Annotated in this window: 15 protein-coding genes; 13 read left to right on the forward strand and 2 right to left on the reverse strand. The window is 64.6% G+C overall.

What is annotated here, in order from left to right:
* Window positions 1–83: 83 nt before the first annotated feature.
* Genes guaB through A6F65_RS07485 form a run of 4 tightly spaced genes read left to right on the forward strand, consistent with a single transcriptional unit; the run spans window position 84 to window position 3527 of the window.
* A complete protein-coding gene (gene guaB, locus A6F65_RS07470) occupies window positions 84–1541 on the forward strand; it encodes an IMP dehydrogenase (protein ID WP_067787370.1) in 1458 nt (485 codons plus the stop codon).
* Complete coding sequence (locus tag A6F65_RS07475; RefSeq protein WP_067787372.1) at window positions 1541–1780, forward strand: hypothetical protein; 240 nt, start codon at window positions 1541–1543, stop codon at window positions 1778–1780. The genes guaB and A6F65_RS07475 overlap by 1 nt, the downstream gene beginning before the upstream one ends.
* A complete protein-coding gene (locus tag A6F65_RS07480) occupies window positions 1777–2958 on the forward strand; it encodes an RsmB/NOP family class I SAM-dependent RNA methyltransferase (RefSeq protein ID WP_067787374.1) in 1182 nt (393 codons plus the stop codon). The genes A6F65_RS07475 and A6F65_RS07480 overlap by 4 nt, the downstream gene beginning before the upstream one ends.
* A 59-nt stretch (window positions 2959–3017) precedes the next feature.
* Window positions 3018–3527 (forward strand): tetratricopeptide repeat protein, encoded by a 510-nt coding sequence (locus A6F65_RS07485; RefSeq protein ID WP_157093090.1) that lies wholly within the window; start codon window positions 3018–3020, stop codon window positions 3525–3527.
* Here A6F65_RS07485 and A6F65_RS07490 read toward each other — a convergent pair whose 3' ends face one another.
* The gene (locus A6F65_RS07490) at window positions 3528–4010 is read right to left on the reverse strand and encodes an RNA pyrophosphohydrolase (RefSeq protein WP_067787378.1); all 483 of its coding nucleotides are present in this window, start codon (window positions 4008–4010) and stop codon (window positions 3528–3530) included.
* Between the two features lie 137 nt (window positions 4011–4147).
* Between A6F65_RS07490 and A6F65_RS07495 the strand changes: the two genes are divergently transcribed.
* The 9 genes from A6F65_RS07495 to A6F65_RS07535 all read left to right on the forward strand — a co-directional run bounded on the left by A6F65_RS07495 (window position 4148) and on the right by A6F65_RS07535 (window position 15106).
* On the forward strand, window positions 4148–6085 hold the full coding sequence (locus tag A6F65_RS07495) for a 2-oxoacid:acceptor oxidoreductase subunit alpha (RefSeq protein ID WP_067790285.1): 1938 nt from the start codon (window positions 4148–4150) through the stop codon (window positions 6083–6085).
* The gene (locus A6F65_RS07500; protein WP_067787379.1) at window positions 6085–7131 is read left to right on the forward strand and encodes a 2-oxoacid:ferredoxin oxidoreductase subunit beta; all 1047 of its coding nucleotides are present in this window, start codon (window positions 6085–6087) and stop codon (window positions 7129–7131) included. The genes A6F65_RS07495 and A6F65_RS07500 overlap by 1 nt, the downstream gene beginning before the upstream one ends.
* Window positions 7132–7148: 17 nt before the next feature.
* Entirely contained in the window at window positions 7149–7535 is a 387-nt protein-coding gene (locus A6F65_RS07505) for a hypothetical protein (protein ID WP_067787382.1), read from the forward strand.
* 130 nt (window positions 7536–7665) lie between these two features.
* Entirely contained in the window at window positions 7666–8775 is a 1110-nt protein-coding gene (locus A6F65_RS07510) for an NADH:flavin oxidoreductase (protein ID WP_067787384.1), read from the forward strand.
* 124 nt (window positions 8776–8899) lie between these two features.
* The gene (locus A6F65_RS07515; protein ID WP_067787387.1) at window positions 8900–9853 is read left to right on the forward strand and encodes a metal-dependent hydrolase; all 954 of its coding nucleotides are present in this window, start codon (window positions 8900–8902) and stop codon (window positions 9851–9853) included.
* Between the two features lie 112 nt (window positions 9854–9965).
* Window positions 9966–11369 carry a cryptochrome/photolyase family protein gene (locus A6F65_RS07520; protein ID WP_067787389.1) on the forward strand — a complete coding sequence of 468 codons (1404 nt, stop codon included), beginning with the start codon at window positions 9966–9968 and terminating at the stop codon, window positions 11367–11369.
* A gap of 42 nt (window positions 11370–11411) precedes the next feature.
* Window positions 11412–12659, forward strand: coding sequence for an SAM-dependent methyltransferase (locus tag A6F65_RS07525; RefSeq protein ID WP_067787391.1), 1248 nt, complete (start codon window positions 11412–11414; stop codon window positions 12657–12659).
* 4 nt (window positions 12660–12663) lie between these two features.
* Window positions 12664–13869, forward strand: coding sequence for a serine hydrolase domain-containing protein (locus tag A6F65_RS07530; RefSeq protein WP_067787393.1), 1206 nt, complete (start codon window positions 12664–12666; stop codon window positions 13867–13869).
* A gap of 25 nt (window positions 13870–13894) precedes the next feature.
* Window positions 13895–15106: a serine hydrolase domain-containing protein gene (locus A6F65_RS07535; protein ID WP_067787396.1), complete on the forward strand. Its 1212-nt coding sequence runs from the start codon at window positions 13895–13897 to the stop codon at window positions 15104–15106.
* 3 nt (window positions 15107–15109) lie between these two features.
* On the opposite strand, the gene A6F65_RS07540 is transcribed toward A6F65_RS07535, so the two are convergent.
* Window positions 15110–15454 carry a PilZ domain-containing protein gene (locus A6F65_RS07540; protein WP_083989634.1) on the reverse strand — a complete coding sequence of 115 codons (345 nt, stop codon included), beginning with the start codon at window positions 15452–15454 and terminating at the stop codon, window positions 15110–15112.
* Window positions 15455–15513: the final 59 nt, after the last annotated feature.

Here is a 15513-nt window from a genome sequence, read left to right on the forward strand (position 1 = left end):
GCTGCGCCCCCTAGCCGCGGGGCAGCCTTCCGATTACAGGGCGGTGCACGATTCTCTCCGCCCAGACACTTGAAAGGCGCATCGTGTCACTGAACGACATCCCCCTCGGCCTCACCTATGACGACGTCCTTCTGCAGCCTGCGGAAAGCGACATCCTGCCCAGCTCCGCAAGCACGAAGACGCAGCTGACGCGCGGCATTGCGCTCAATATCCCGGTCATCTCCGCCGCCATGGACACGGTGACGGAAGCGGACATGGCCATCATCATGGCGCAGCTGGGCGGCATCGGCGTGCTGCACCGCAATTTGACCGTCGAGGAACAATGCGATGCCGTGCGCCGCGTGAAGCGGTTCGAAAGCGGCATGGTGGTGAACCCCATCACCATCCTGCCCGATGCCACGCTGGGAGAGGCGCAGGCGCTGATGCAGGCGCATAACATCTCCGGCATTCCCGTGACGGACGCCAATGGCGTGCTGGCCGGCATACTGACCAATCGCGACGTGCGCTTTGCCGACAATCCGCGCCAGCCGGTACGCGAGCTGATGACCAGCGAGAACCTCGCCACGGTCAGCGAAGGCATCGACAAGGACGAGGCGCGCCGCCTGCTTCACACGCGCCGGATCGAGAAACTGCTGGTGGTGGACGATGCGAACAAATGCGTCGGCCTGATCACCGTGAAGGATATCGAGAAGGCCGTCCTCAACCCCGATGCCACCAAGGACGAAGGCGGCCGCCTGCGCGTCGCCGCGGCCAGCACCGTGGGTGACAAGGGCCTGGCCCGCACGGAAGCGCTGGTGGACGCGGGCGTGGACGTTGTCATCATCGACACGGCCCATGGCCATAACAAGGAAGTCAGCCGCGCGGTGGAGAAGGCGAAGCGCTTGTCCAACTCCGTCCAGATCGTGGCCGGCAATGTCGCCACGGCGGAAGCGACCAAGGCGCTTGTCGATGCAGGCGCGGACGCTGTGAAGGTGGGCATCGGCCCGGGCAGCATCTGCACCACGCGCATCGTGGCCGGTGTCGGCGTGCCGCAGCTTACCGCCATCATGGAAAGCGCGAGCGCAGCGGGCGACGTGCCCGTGATCGCCGATGGCGGCCTTCGCACCAGCGGCGATGCGGCAAAGGCTCTGGCAGCTGGCGCCTCCACCGTCATGGTCGGCAGCCTGCTTGCCGGAACGGAAGAAGCACCGGGCGAGACCTTCCTGTACCAGGGTCGCAGCTACAAGGCGTATCGCGGCATGGGCAGTGTCGGCGCAATGGCGCGCGGCAGCGCGGACCGCTATTTTCAGCAGGATGTGGCACAGATGAAGCTGGTGCCCGAAGGCATCGAGGGGCAGGTCCCCTACAAGGGCCCGGCACGCGAGGTTGTCCACCAGCTGGTCGGCGGTATCAAGGCGGCCATGGGCTACACCGGCAGCGCGACGATTTCGGATTTGCGTGAACGCGGCAAGTTCATCCGCATCACCAATGCGGGCCTCAGCGAGAGCCATGTCCATGATGTGAGCATCACCCGCGAAGCCCCGAATTACCCGACTCGCTGATGGAAGAGGTCTTCATCCCTTTCGTCCTGGTGCTGATGGCCTGGCAGGCCGATGATCCGCAGGGCTCCATGCAGGTTTCGCAAAGCGTCTTCCTGGATGAAGACACCTGCCTGCGCGCCGGACGGGAACGTGAGGCGCTGGTCGAGCAATCGGGCAGTGAGGGTTGGCAGTTCGCATGGAAATGCGCGCCGCAACCGCGCACGATTACCAAGTACCGCCCGCTGAAAAGCGCGGAATGACCCCCGCCGCGCGCGTCCAGTCTGCCATCGAGATCCTCGATAGCATCATCGCTGCAGCGCGCTCGCAAGGTGCGCCTGCCGACCGGATCCTGTCCGAATGGTTTCGTGGCCACCGCTTCGCCGGATCGAAGGACCGACGCGCCATTCGCGAGCTGGTCTATGGCGCGGTGCGCGCCTGCGGCCCGATCCCGCAAACCGGCCGTGCGGCCATGTTGCGACTGGCCGAATCCGATGCCGCGATTGCACCGCTGTTCGATGGTTCGAATTACGGGCCTGCCGCGATCGGGGTGGGAGAGGCTGCCGCCGAGGGCGGAACTGCGCCGCAATGGCTGGTGGACCGGCTGGCTGCATCCGGCATTGCGGGCGACGAAGCGGCCGCGCTGCTTGGCCGCGCGCCGCTGGACCTGCGCGTCAACACGCAGAAGGCCTCTCGCGAGGCGCTGGAGTTGCCTGACGCGGGGGAACGGCTTGCCGCACCCAATGCGCTGCGCTTCGAGACCGGCACGCAAGTCGAGCAATGGCCCGCTTACCGCGAGGGACAGGTCGAAGTGCAGGACCATGGCAGCCAGCTTGCCTGCATGGCGACGCAGGCACGCCCCGGCGAAACGGTGATCGACCTGTGCGCAGGGGCGGGCGGCAAGACGCTGGCATTGGCTGCGGCCATGGAGAACAGCGGGGCATTGCTGGCCGCCGATACGGACCGGGGCCGCTTGTCGCGACTGCCTCCACGGGCCGAGCGGGCCGGCGCGGGCCTGATCGAGAGCCTGCTGCTCAATCCCGGTAAGGAGCTGGAGGCGCTGGACGGCTTCGTCGGCAAGGCCGATGCCGTGCTCGTCGATGCGCCATGCAGCGGCACGGGCACCTGGCGGCGCAATCCGGAAGCGCGCTGGCGGCTGAGCGATGCGGAGCTTGCGCGCTACGTCGCAACCCAGGCCCGTTTGCTGGACATTGCCTCGCAGCTGGTCCGGCCCGGCGGGCGCGTGATCTACGTCGTCTGTTCGCTGCTGGACGAAGAAGGCGCAGGGCAGGTCGATGCCTTCCTGGCGCGCAACCCTGACTGGCAGGGGGGGCGCCCGGAGGTGCCGCTCGGAAGGCCGCGCGGCCAGGGAATGCGCCTTACTCCGCACCATGATGGCACGGACGGATTTTTCATCGCCAGTATAGGTTCGCCGTGTTAGCTTCGCGGGATATGGCAGGCACAGGTCTTCCAAGCTGGCCCGCTCTCAAGGAGTTCGTGATGCGTTATTACCCCGCCGGAATCGCCCTTTCGCTCGCCCTGGCAGCGACTGCCAGCATGGGCGTCGCCGCGCCGCGGCAGGCCGATCCGCGCGCTGTCACGCTGGTGGCCGAAGGCCGTGCCCAGCTGGAAGCCGGGCAGACCCAGTCCGCCATCGACAGTTTCGAGGCGGCGCTGGCCGTCGATCCGGGCTATGTCCGCGTCTTCATCGAACTGGGCGATGCCGCGCGCCAGTCCGGCATGCAGGGCAAGGCAATCCATTATTACCGCGAGGCGCAGGAGCGTGATCCGGGCAACCTCGCCGCCATCGCGGGCGAGGGTGCAGCGCTTGCCGAAAAGGGCGCCACCGCCAAGGCGAACGAGAAGCTCGCCATGCTGGAAAGCCTGTGCGGCAAGAATTGCATCGAAACGCGCTACGTCGCCACGGCCATCGCGCGCGGTCCGGTCGTCGCCGAAACGGTGCTGACGGCCGAAGCGGTGCAGCCCGACGCAGGCGTCACGCAGAACTGATCAAAGCCGGTCGCGAAACCCCGCGACAACCGCTTCGTAAATCGGTTTCTTGAACGGCACGATCAGCTCGGGCAGCAGCGCTGCATCGACCCATTTCCATTCGCAGAATTCCGGGTGCTTGTGCGCCTGCAGGTCGATGTCCGCATCGCTGCCCGTCATGCGGACGAGATACCAATATTGCCGCTGGCCCCGGTATCTTCCGCCCCACAGCTTGCCCTGCAGCTCTTCCGGCAGGTCGTAATACAGCTCGTCCTCCATGCGGTGCAGGATCTGCAGATGCGCCGGCGCCAGGCCCGTCTCTTCGCCCAGCTCGCGCAGCATGGCCTCGTCCAGGTCCTCGCCATCGTCCACGCCGCCCTGCGGCATCTGCCACCAGTCGCCTTCGCGGTTGTCGATCCGCTTGCCGACGAAGACCTTGCCTTCGCCGTTCACCAGCATCGTGCCCACGCAGGGGCGGTAATCCGATTTTCTGTGCTCAGTCATGCGCGTCCGGTTAGGCGAGACTATCGGGAACTTACAGAAAAACTTGGTTGCCGGGCCATCCCGTGCCACCTACTCCGCCGCAGCAATTTGAGATGATTTATGCGCGCGGCAATGCCAGCGTGCCGACAGGACGATTTATGGCAAGCCAGCCGGCTGAACCCACCCAGGAAAACCAGGCCCCCGATGCCGTCACCGTCCGCTTTGCCGGTGACAGCGGCGACGGGATGCAGCTGACGGGCGGGCAGTTCACGCTTTCCACCGCGCTGGCGGGCAACGACCTTGCCACTTTCCCCGATTTCCCCGCCGAAATTCGCGCGCCCCAGGGCACGCTTTTCGGTGTCTCGGCTTTCCAGATCAATTTCGGCAGTCGGCAGATCTCTACGGCAGGCGATGCGCCGGACGTGCTGATCGCGATGAACCCTGCGGCGCTGAAGGTGAACCTTGCCGCGCTGAAGCCGGGCGGCCTGATCATCGCCGACACCGGCGAATTCACGAAGCGCAACCTCGACAAGGCCAAGTATGCCGCCAACCCGCTGGAAGGCGACGATCTGGCCAAGTGGCAGCTCATGGCCTTCGACATCAGCGCGCTGACCATCGAGGCGGTGAGGGAATTCGGCCTTGGCAACAAGGATGCGCTGCGCTGCAAGAACATGTGGACGCTGGGCCTGGCCCTGTGGATGTTCGATCGTCCGCGCGAGCCGATCCACGACTGGCTGAAGGCCAAGTTCAAGTCCAAGCCGGACATTGCCGCCGCCAATATCGCCGCGCTGGATGCAGGCCATGCCTATGGCGAGACGGCGGAGCTGGGCCGCACCACGGTTGCCCCCGTCAAAAGCGAGCCGGGCCTCTATCGCACCATCACCGGGGCGGAGAGCGTCTCGCTGGGCCTGGTGGCGGGCGCGCAGCTGGCGGAGCTGCCGCTGTTCTTCGGCGGCTATCCCATCACGCCGGCCTCCGCGATCCTGCACCATCTCGCGCGGCTGAAGGAATTCGGCGTCACCACCTTCCAGGCGGAAGACGAGATTGCCGCGATCTGCGCCGCCATCGGCGCGAGCTATGCCGGGCAGCTGGGCATCACCAGCTCCTCCGGCCCGGGCATTGCACTCAAGACCGAAGCGATGGGCCTAGCCATCATGGTGGAGCTGCCGCTGGTCATCGTGAACAGCCAGCGCGGCGGCCCCTCTACCGGCCTGCCCACCAAGACGGAGCAGAGCGACCTCTACCAGGCGGTCTATGGCCGCAATGGCGATGCGCCGCTGCCGGTTATCGCCGCGCGCAGCCCGGCCGACGCCTTCGAAGTGGCCATCGAGGCCTGCCGCATCGCCGTGGAATACATGACGCCCGTGATGCTGCTGACCGACGGCTATATCGCCAATGCCGCTGAGCCGTGGAAGGTGCCTGACCCGAGCGGCTACGAGCCGTTCCCCGCGCAGTTCCTGACCGAGAAGAACGGCACGGACGAAGACGGCGAGGACACCTTCCTGCCTTACAAGCGGGACGGGAAGGGCGCGCGCCCCTGGGTCAAGCCCGGCACGCCCGGCCTGATGCATCGCATTGGCGGGATCGAGAAGCACGAGCTGACCGGCAATATCGATTACTCGCCCGACAACCACCAGCGCATGACCGATGCGCGCAAGTCCAAGATCGCGGGCATCACCGTGCCGCCGCAGGAAGTGTCGTCCGGCAACGAGACGGGCGAGCTGGTTGTCGTGGGCTGGGGCTCCACCTTCGGCCCGATCCACCAGGCGGTGGGCCGCTGGCGCGCGAAGGGCCGCAAGGTCAGCCATGTCCATGTCCGCAATATCTGGCCGCTGCCCGCCAACCTCGGCGAGCTGCTGGGCGGGTTCGACCATGTGCTGGTGCCGGAAATGAACACCGGCCAGTTCAAGACTGTGCTGCGCGATCAGCTGCTGATCGACGCCGAGAGCCTCACTAAGACCAGCGGCCAGCCCTTCCAGATCGCCGAGCTGGAGGAAGCCATCGGAAAGTTCTTCGATGGCATTCCCGGTAATGAAGGCGGCGACGTCAAGGTGAACAACCAGCAGCTTCCCAGCCCGGAAGCGGAGAACGACTGATGAACGCACCCGCCAAGATCGAAACCACGCTGAAGGACTGGGAAACCGACCAGGAGGTTCGCTGGTGCCCGGGCTGCGGGGACTATGCGATCCTCAAGGCCGTGCAGCGCACGCTGCCGCAGCTGGGTTGCGATCCGGCAAACACGGTGTTCGTCAGCGGCATCGGCTGCTCCAGCCGCTTCCCCTATTACATCGAGAGCTACGGCTTCCACACAATCCACGGACGCGCGCCGGCCTTTGCCACGGGCGTAAAGCTGGCAAATCCGGACCTTGACGTGTGGATGGTGACCGGTGACGGCGATGGCCTGTCCATCGGCGGCAACCACTTGCTGCATGTCCTGCGCCGCAACGTGAACCTGCAGATCATGCTGTTCAATAACGAGATCTACGGCCTGACGAAGGGCCAGTACTCGCCGACGAGCCGGGAAGGGACCAAGAGCCCGTCCAGCCCGATCGGCAGCGTGGATCATCCGGCCAACCCCTGCGCTTTCGCGCTGGGTGCGGGCGCGCGTTTCGTCGGGCGCGGCATCGACGTGTCCAAGCACTTGCCGGATGTGCTGAAGGCCGCCCATGCCCACCAGGGCGCGGCCTTCATCGAGATTTTCCAAAACTGCATCGTCTACAACAAGGACGTGTTCGACGATTTCGCCAAGCCCAAGGGCGCGGACCAGCAGCAGCTTTGGCTGAAGGATGGCGAACCCATGCTGTTCGGCAGCGAGAAGACCGGCGGCGTGAAGGGTATCGCGCTCGATTCCGAGAATTTGATCCTGAAGGTCGTCGATGTGGAAGGCGACGACTGGCAGTCTGCCGGCGTGCTGGTGCACAATGCCAAGAGCCGGATGCTGGCGCACATGCTGGTGGAATTGCCCTTCGGCGATTTCCCCATGCCGCTGGGCGTCATCTACGACGATCCCGCCGCGACCTTCGAAAGCGCCGTGATTGCGGAGCGGGAAGCGTCTGCCGCGGGTAAGGAGGCCAGCCTAGCCAAGCTGCTCGCAAAGGGCCAGACTTGGACGGTGGACGGCACCGCGCAGGATCCGGTCTGACTTTTAGGAGAGAATTGATGCTTGGACACATACTGATAATGTCGGCGGCGCTTTTCTCTGATGCTGGCGATCCCATCCCTCCGCAGGACGGAGACATCATGGTCCCGCCTGCGGCCAGGGAATTCCTCGTCGCCTGCATTCAGTCGGGCGGCCAAGCACATATTGTCCGCACGGCAGGCACGCAGCAATTTTTGTCTTTCGATGTCGACGTCGTCTTCTCCGTGAATGTCTGGGACAGTTTCAACACCGACAAAGCCTCGGTCAGCTATCGCCGTAAATCCGGCACGTTTGGAAACGCCGTCATCACTCGAGGCGGAAGTTTTACTACGTCCGCATATACGGCTTCGTTGAACCCCTATTCTGATCAGTTTCCTCTGTTCGCTTGCGTGCGTGTCAGCCCCTGAGCGCAAAGTCGCCTAGAGGGCGAATGGTGAGAGCATGTAACAGCCCAGAGCAAAATTGCGCTGCATTGGGTTGCAATCGGCTACCGGTCTCCCAGTTTGGCTGCGACAGACAATCAGGGAGTATCGCTGCATGACATCGCCGCTGTTCAATGAATTTTCCGTTCGCGGACTGACGCTGCCCAACCGCATCGTGATGGCGCCGATGACGCGCAATTTCGCGCCCGGCGGCGTTCCGGGTGCGCATAATGCGGAGTATTACCGCAAGCGGGCCGAAGGGGGCACGGGCCTGATCCTGACGGAAGGCACGGTGGTGGACCGGCCCGAAGCGGCCAATCACCCGGCGATCCCGCATTTCCATGGCGAGCAGGCGCTGGCCGGATGGCAGGAGGTGGTCGAGGCCGTGCACGGCGCCGGCGGCAAGATCGCGCCGCAGATCTGGCACACCGGTGCAGTGAAGGCGCAGCGCCCCGATGCTCCGCGTCCCGGCGAGCCGGAAGGGCCGAGCGGCCTGTTCAAACCGGATGAACCCAATGGCAAGGCCATGACCGAAGAGGACGTGGAAGACACCGTCGCCGCCTTCGTCAGCGCGGCAAAGGATGCGCAGCGCCTGGGTTTCGACACCATCGAGTTCCACGGCGCGCATGGCTATCTGATCGACCAGTTCTTCTGGGACGGCACCAACCAGCGCGAGGACCGCTGGGGCGGCGATAGCCTCACGGCGCGCACCGCCTTCGCCACCGAAATCCTGAAGCGCACGCGCGCTGCCGTGGCCGAGGACATGCCCATCATCCTGCGCATCAGCCAGTGGAACCAGCAGGACTACACCCGCCGCCTGGCCACGACGCCGGACGAGCTGGAAGCGTGGGTTGCCCCGCTGGTGGACGCAGGGGCCGATGTGCTGCACTGCTCGCAGCGCCGTTTTTGGGAACCGGAATTCCCGGAATTGGACGGCGAAAAGGGCCTGAATTTCGCAGGCTGGGTCAAGAAGCTGGCAGGCGTGCCCACCATCAGCGTAGGCAGCGTGGCGCTGGACGGCGATTTCTTCTCCACCTTCAAAGGCGAAGCGATGGCCCCGACGGACCTTGGCGACCTGGAAGAGCGCATGGATCGCGGCGAATTCGACCTGATCGCCGTGGGCCGCGCGCTGATCGCCAACCCGGATTGGGCCAACATGGTCCGCGAAGGCCGAGTGGCCGACCTGCAGGGCTACCGCGCGGAACAGCTGGGCGAGCTGGTCTGAGAACTCTCTCTACGTCATCCCGAACTTGATCCGGGATCCCGCTTCCTTTTTGATGGCGCTCTGCCAGAAGGGAGCGGAACCCCGGCTCGTGGGCCGGGGTGACGATAATTGAGAGGGGCGCAATTTGGACAATCTCACCCATTCGCTGGTCGGCGCGCTGATTGGTCAGACCGGCCTGAAGCGCAAGACGGGCCTCAACATACCCGCGCTCATCATCGGTGCGAACCTGCCGGATGTGGATGCGGCGTGCTTCTTCTGGCTTGAGGGTGTGGAACACCTCGGCTTCCGGCGCGGTATCACGCATGGGCCGCCCGCTTGGCTGCTGCTGCCGCTGGTGCTGGCAGGCATGCTGTGGGGATTTGACCGCTGGCAGGCCAAACGCGGCAAGCGTCCCGAGGGGCGCGTTCCGGTGCATTTCGGCTGGCTTTACCTGCTCGGCTTCATCGCCTGCCTGACGCACCCGGCGCTCGACTGGCTCAATGTCTACGGCATCCGCCTGCTGGAGCCGTTCTCCAGCCAGTGGTTCTACGGCGATACGCTGTTCATCATCGACGTGTGGCTGTGGGGTCTGATGGGCTTTGCGACGTGGTGGTCGCTGCGACAGGAAAAGCGCGGCGAGACATGGCGAAAGACCGGGCGGCAAGCGCTGGCGCTTGCGCTGGTCTATATCGGGGTGAACGGTGCGATCAGCACGTATGTCGCGAGTTCGGCGCAGGCTGCAAATCCGCAAGCGACTCAGGTTATTGCCAGTCCGCTGCCCGTCACCAGCTGGGATCGCGAAGTTTTGTTGAAAGTGGACTACGGATATTGGGCTCACGTGGAAAGTTCCGCTCGACAAGATCTCGCCCGCCCCAACAAAATTTCGGTTTCTCCCTGTCGCCTGTCGACCGCAACCGCAGGCGCGAACTCGCAACTCGACGCTTTTCTATTCTGGTCACGCGCCCTGATTGCGGAGCGGGCGGAGGATGGTTCGGTGATCCTGCGCGATGCGCGGTTTTACGATCCGCGCGCGCGGGACAGGTTCTCGCTGGCGCTGCCGGACGTGGAATGCGAGCCCCTCGCCCCACCGTCACCCTGAACTTGTTTCAGGGTCTATTTCGCATCTTCGCACCGTAGCCGGCAATCCGGGCATGGATGCTGAAACAAGTTCAGCATGACGGAGTTAAGAGAGGAGCAAGCGGAGACAAAGCATCTCAAAACCACAAATCGTCTGGCTGCGGCGCGATCTGCGCCTGAAGGACCAGCCTGCGCTGCACGCCGCCGCGCAGGACGGGCCGATTATCCCGGTCTTCATCCTCGACGAGGACCGTCCGGGAGACCGGGGCTGGGGCGGGGCGCATCGCTGGTGGCTGCATCACTCGCTGGAGGATCTGGGCAAGAGCTTCGGCCGGCATAATGCCCGCATCGTGCTGCGCAAGGGGGACAGCGTCTCCGTGTTGCAGGGCATTGCGGAGGAGACGGGTGCTGGCGCGATCCATGCCAACCGGCATTACGAGCCTTGGTGGCGCGAGGCGGAGGAGGACTTGCACGACGCGCTGAAGGACAGCGAGTGCGGGCTGGTTTTGCATGACGGCAATTACCTGATGCCGCCCGGCACGGCGAAGACCGGCGGCGGCGATCCCTACAAGATCTACTCCCCCTTCCGCGACAAGATGCGCGAGCTCTTCCCGCCGCGCGACGAATTGGCCGCGCCTGAAAGTGTCGACCTGCCCGGCAGCTGGCCCGAGAGCGACGCGTTGGAAGATTGGGACCTGCTGCCCACCAAGCCCGACTGGGCCGGCGGCTTCCGCGAGGAATGGACCGTCGGCGAGGATGCGGCGCACGAACGGCTTGCTTGGTGGAAGGACCATGTCGGCCACTATGACGAGGGACGGAACCTGCCGAGCGAGGATTCCACCTCAAAGTTTTCGCCGCATCTGCACTGGGGTGAGATTTCGCCGGTCACCATCTGGCATGCCATGAAGGACCTGCGCTCGGATGGCTGGAAGACCTTCGAATCCGAGCTGATCTGGCGCGATTATGCGCAGAACGTGATCTACCAGTTTCCGGATTACCCGCGCGAAAGCTACCGCGATTATGACGAGAACCAGCTGTGGCGGCATCCGGATCGTGGGCACCTGATCCAGCAGGACCTCGAGGCCTGGCAGCAGGGCCGCACGGGGTATCCGATCGTCGATGCAGGGATGCGCCAGCTTTGGAAGACAGGCTGGATGCACAACCGCGTGCGGATGATCGCCGCCAGCTTCCTGATCAAGCACCTGCTGATCGACTGGCGCCACGGCGAGCTGTGGTTTTGGGATACGCTGGTGGACGGCGATTATGCCAGCAACGGCACGAACTGGCAGTGGGTCGCGGGCACGGGCGTGGACAGCAACATGTTCAGTCGCATCATGGCGCCGCTCAGCCAGTCGGAGAAGTTCGATGCGGCGGGATACATCCGCGAATTCGTGCCGGAACTTGCCGAGCTGTCGGACAAGGACATCCACGATCCGCCGGAGGACAAGCGCCCGGACGATTATCCAGAAAAGCTGATTTCCCACAAGGAAGGCCGCGAACGCGCGCTACAGGCGTATAACGACATGAAAGACGGCTAGCTGGCCTTGCCGCCCGTCCCGGTGCGCGCCATAGCGGGGCGCATGGTTTCTGGGGCATCGAGGGGAGCGGATCTGTTGCAGGGGGGCGCGCGATTTGCCGCGCCCGGCATCTTCGCTCGCCTGGCAGCTCCGGGCTTCGAAAAGATCCTCGATGCGATCGACCGCGGACTGGAGCGAGGCACGATTCACGGCACGCTGCCCGATGGCACACCGCACACCCTTGGTGGCCGCGCGCCGGGTTTCGAGACGGACTTCGCCCTGCATGATTGGCGGGCACTGGTGCGCATCGCGACCGGAGGCTCGGTCGGGCTTTACCAGGCGTGGGAGGCCGGTGAGTGGTCCAGCTCCCGGATCGTCGAGCTGTGCGCGCTGTTCATGGACAATGCCGAAACGCTCGGCAATGTGGCGCGGGCAAAGGGGCCGGGCCGATGGATTGCCAAGGCTGCGCACTGGTTCAACCGCAACACGAAGGCGGGCTCGCAAAAGAACATCCACGCGCATTATGACCTCGGCAATGCGTTCTATGCGCCCTGGCTGGACCCGGCGATGGTTTATTCCAGCGCCATGTTTACGGGCCGGACAGGCGACCTGGCAGAGGCGCAGACCGCAAAGATCGGCGCCATGCTGGACCGCTCCGGCGTGGGTCAGGGGCAACGCCTGCTGGAATTTGGCTGCGGATGGGGCGCGCTCGCCATGGCAGCCGCGGATCGCGGGGCGCATGTCGACGCTATCAGCCTATCGGACGAGCAGCTCGCCATCTGCCGCGAGAGATCTGCGGGGATGGATGGCATCGATTTCCGCAAGCAGGATTACCGCGACGTGCGCGGCCAGTACGATGCCATCGCCAGCGTCGAGATGGTCGAGGCGCTGGGGCGCGAATACTGGCCAGGCTTCATGGATTGCATCGCGCGCAACCTTAAGCCTGGAGGCAGGGCAGCCATCCAGTACATTTCCATCCGCGACGAATTGTTCGAGGATTACGCCGCGAGCGCGGATTTCATCCAGGCCTACATCTTTCCCGGCGGCATGCTGATCCGCACCAGCGAGTTTCGCGCGCTGGCAGAGAAGCGCGGGCTTGCGTGGACGGAGCAGATGGACTTCGGACTGGATTACGCCGAAACCTTGAAGGTGTGGCGCGAGAACTTCGATGCCGCCTTGAGCGATGGCCGCTTGCCCGAAAGCTTCGACAAGAGGTTCCGCGACCTCTGGCGCTTCTACCTGCAATATTGCGAAGGCGGTTTCCGTGCGGGCGGGATCGATGTGCACCAGGTCACACTGGTCAAGGAGTGAGAGAATGAAGGTCGCGATCAAGAACATGCTGCTGGCTGCCGGGGGCGCTATGGCGCTGACCGCGTGCTCCGCGCAGACCATCGATACGACGCCGAACCAGCCGGACGTCATGGCCAGCATGCCCGGCGGCGATGTCGCAGGCCTGCAGACCGCCGCCACGCAGGTGTTGTTCTGGGACGATGCGACGCGGGCCGATCGCTTCCGCCGGATGGAGGATTTCTTCCCCGGACTCGTGGTCGCGCCGTCGCCCGATCCCCGCGACTTGACCTTCGGCGAGCCCATGCCAGCAGCAGCGATCGAGGCGCTCGACAGCTACATCGCGAAGGGCGACACGGCCGGCATACTGGTGCTGCAAGGCGGGCAGGTGCGGTACGAGAATTACGGGCTGGGAATGGGGCCGCAGGACCGCTGGACCAGCTTTTCCATGGCCAAGAGCGTGACCTCCACCCTGGCCGGCGCGGCGCTGAAGGATGGCTTCATTACCAGCCTGCAGGATCCCGTATCGCAATACATCCCGGGCCTGCGGGGCTCTGCCTATGACGATGTGACCATCGAGCAGCTGCTGACCATGACCAGCGGTGTTGCCTGGAACGAGGATTACACCGATCCGGCAAGCGATGTCGCGCGCATGTTCGCCGTGGAACCGGTCGCCGGCGAAGCGCAGGTCGTCACTTACATGAAGACCCTGCCGCGAGAGGCGCCGGCGGGCGAGAAATTCGTCTACAAGACCGGTGAGACCAATCTGATCGGCGTGTTGGTGGAGAAAGCGACCGGACAGTCGCTGGCGGCGTATGCCAAGAGCAAGATCGTCGACCCGGCCGGTTTCCAGAAGGCCATGTTCTGGCAGACAGACCTGACGGGCGGCAATGTCGGCGGGTGCTGCCTTGCACTGACGCTGCAGGATTATGGACGGCTTGGGCAGTGGACGCTGGAAGGCGCGCAAGGGACGGTCCCGGAAGGCTGGCTGGCAGCTGCCGGTTCGGCGCAGACCGACTTCGGCAACGGCTTTGGATATGGCTACCAGTGGTGGACCTATCCGCAGGGCTCCTACGGCGCTGTCGGCATCTTCGGTCAGACGATCACGCTGCTGCCTGAGCAGGATGCGGTCATCGTGGTGCTCGGCAATTGGCCACGCGCAACGGGCGGCGACCTGAACCAGGGCCGGTTGCAGCTGGTCAACACGGTCACGCTCGCGATGGGGCGAGAGTGATGGCGCGCGTGCGGAGTACGCTTCGATGAAGAAATGGCAGGTAGCCGGGCTGGTCGCGCTGGGCCTCGCCGCTACGGGGGCTGTCGGCTTCTGGGCCTCGCTCGATGATGACCAGCGCGCGGTGCTGGCCAACATGCCGACGGACCGGGACGTGCTGTTCTGGGATGTCGACACGCGCGATGCGGCCTTCCGCGCGCTCGATGGCTTTCCCGCGCTGGCCAAGGCGAACGTGATCGAAGCCGGGGGCAAGGCCTATCCGCTGCCGGAAGGCGATCCGCTGGACCTCGGCGATTTCGACCTCGATGGTTTCCTTGACCAACAACGCAGTGCCGGCGTGGTCGTCGTGCTGGATGGCAAGGTGGTGCTCGAACGCTACGGCCTTGATTTCGAGCGGGAAGGCAAGTGGACCAGCTTCTCCGTCGCGAAGAGCTATACCGCCACGCTGGTCGGCGCGGCATTGGCTGATGGTGCGATCGAAAGCCTGGACGATCCAGTCACCCGCTACGTCCCCGATTTGGTCGGCAGCGCCTATGACGGCGTGACGCTGCGGCAGGTGCTCACCATGAGTTCCGGCGTGCGCTGGAGCGAGGATTACAGCGATCCGCAATCGGACGTGGCCCAGTTTGCCGAACACGACGCGGCCGAAGGGATGGACCAGACAGTATCCTACCTGCGCGGCCTGCCGCGCGTTGCCGAGCCGGGCACGCGCTGGAATTACAACACGGGCGAGACCAATCTGATCGGTATCGTGGTGCGCAATGCCACCGGGAAAACCTTGGCCGAATACCTCTCGGAAAAGGTCTGGACGCCCTTCGGCATGGAAACCGATGCAAGTTGGCTGCTCAACCCCAATGGCTCCGAGATGTCCGGCTGCTGCATCCAGGCCACCGTGCGCGATTCGGCGCGCTTCGGCCTATTTGCGCTGGGCGGCGGCATCGCGGGCGGCCAGCGCGTTGTCCCCGATGGCTGGTTTGAACTGGCAACGACGCCCGCCTTTCAGACGACCCGCTTCGGGCGCGGATACGCTTACCAGTGGTGGACCTATGACGAGGGCGCCTATGCCGCGGGCGGATTGTACGGCCAGGGCATTTTCGTCGACCCGGCGCGGGGTCTGGTGATCGCCAGCAACAGCAACTGGCTCGATGCCACCGGGCTGGACGGCAGCGGCGAGGCGCGCAATGGGTTCTACGCTGCCGTGCAGGATGCCGCCGACCGCCGCCGTGAGGCCAGCGAATAGCGCCTAGCGGATAATGCCATCCCCGCGATACCGCGCGAGGATATTGTCATGCACGATCGGGCTGAGCAGGTTCGCAAAGGCGCAGCCGATCATCTGGTCTTCCCACCAGATCACTTCGGACTGCAGGCTTTCGAGGCCTGGCAGGGTCAGCCAGCACACGGTGCCGGGATGGATCCTGCTGACAGCCACCGCAGAGAAGCCGGACAGCGACAGATCGTTGACGGTCGTCTGGAAAGCACGCCCGCCGGACTGGCGGAGCTGTGCGGGGATGACCATTTTCGTGCGCGGCGCGCAGCGGTCTTCCTGCGCGGCCACTTCATACCGGCCGGTGACATTTTGCATGCTCATATGCGTCAACCCTTACGCGTTCCTGCGAGGCCGCGCGCGTGATTGCGCAGCGGTAAAGA

The organism is Paraurantiacibacter namhicola (assembly GCF_001687545.1).
Lineage (GTDB): Bacteria > Pseudomonadota > Alphaproteobacteria > Sphingomonadales > Sphingomonadaceae > Paraurantiacibacter > Paraurantiacibacter namhicola.

Coding starts and splice junctions, on each gene's coding strand:
- A6F65_RS07510 (WP_067787384.1), top strand. CDS start 7,666: ATGACATCGCCGCTGTTCAATGAATTTTCCGTTCGCGGACTGACGCTG.
- A6F65_RS07535 (WP_067787396.1), top strand. CDS start 13,895: ATGAAGAAATGGCAGGTAGCCGGGCTGGTCGCGCTGGGCCTCGCCGCT.
- A6F65_RS07485 (WP_157093090.1), top strand. CDS start 3,018: ATGCGTTATTACCCCGCCGGAATCGCCCTTTCGCTCGCCCTGGCAGCG.
- A6F65_RS07490 (WP_067787378.1), bottom strand. CDS start 4,010: ATGACTGAGCACAGAAAATCGGATTACCGCCCCTGCGTGGGCACGATG.
- A6F65_RS07540 (WP_083989634.1), bottom strand. CDS start 15,454: ATGAGCATGCAAAATGTCACCGGCCGGTATGAAGTGGCCGCGCAGGAA.
- A6F65_RS07500 (WP_067787379.1), top strand. CDS start 6,085: ATGAACGCACCCGCCAAGATCGAAACCACGCTGAAGGACTGGGAAACC.
- A6F65_RS07475 (WP_067787372.1), top strand. CDS start 1,541: ATGGAAGAGGTCTTCATCCCTTTCGTCCTGGTGCTGATGGCCTGGCAG.
- A6F65_RS07525 (WP_067787391.1), top strand. CDS start 11,412: ATGGTTTCTGGGGCATCGAGGGGAGCGGATCTGTTGCAGGGGGGCGCG.
- A6F65_RS07495 (WP_067790285.1), top strand. CDS start 4,148: ATGGCAAGCCAGCCGGCTGAACCCACCCAGGAAAACCAGGCCCCCGAT.
- A6F65_RS07530 (WP_067787393.1), top strand. CDS start 12,664: ATGAAGGTCGCGATCAAGAACATGCTGCTGGCTGCCGGGGGCGCTATG.
- A6F65_RS07480 (WP_067787374.1), top strand. CDS start 1,777: ATGACCCCCGCCGCGCGCGTCCAGTCTGCCATCGAGATCCTCGATAGC.
- A6F65_RS07505 (WP_067787382.1), top strand. CDS start 7,149: ATGCTTGGACACATACTGATAATGTCGGCGGCGCTTTTCTCTGATGCT.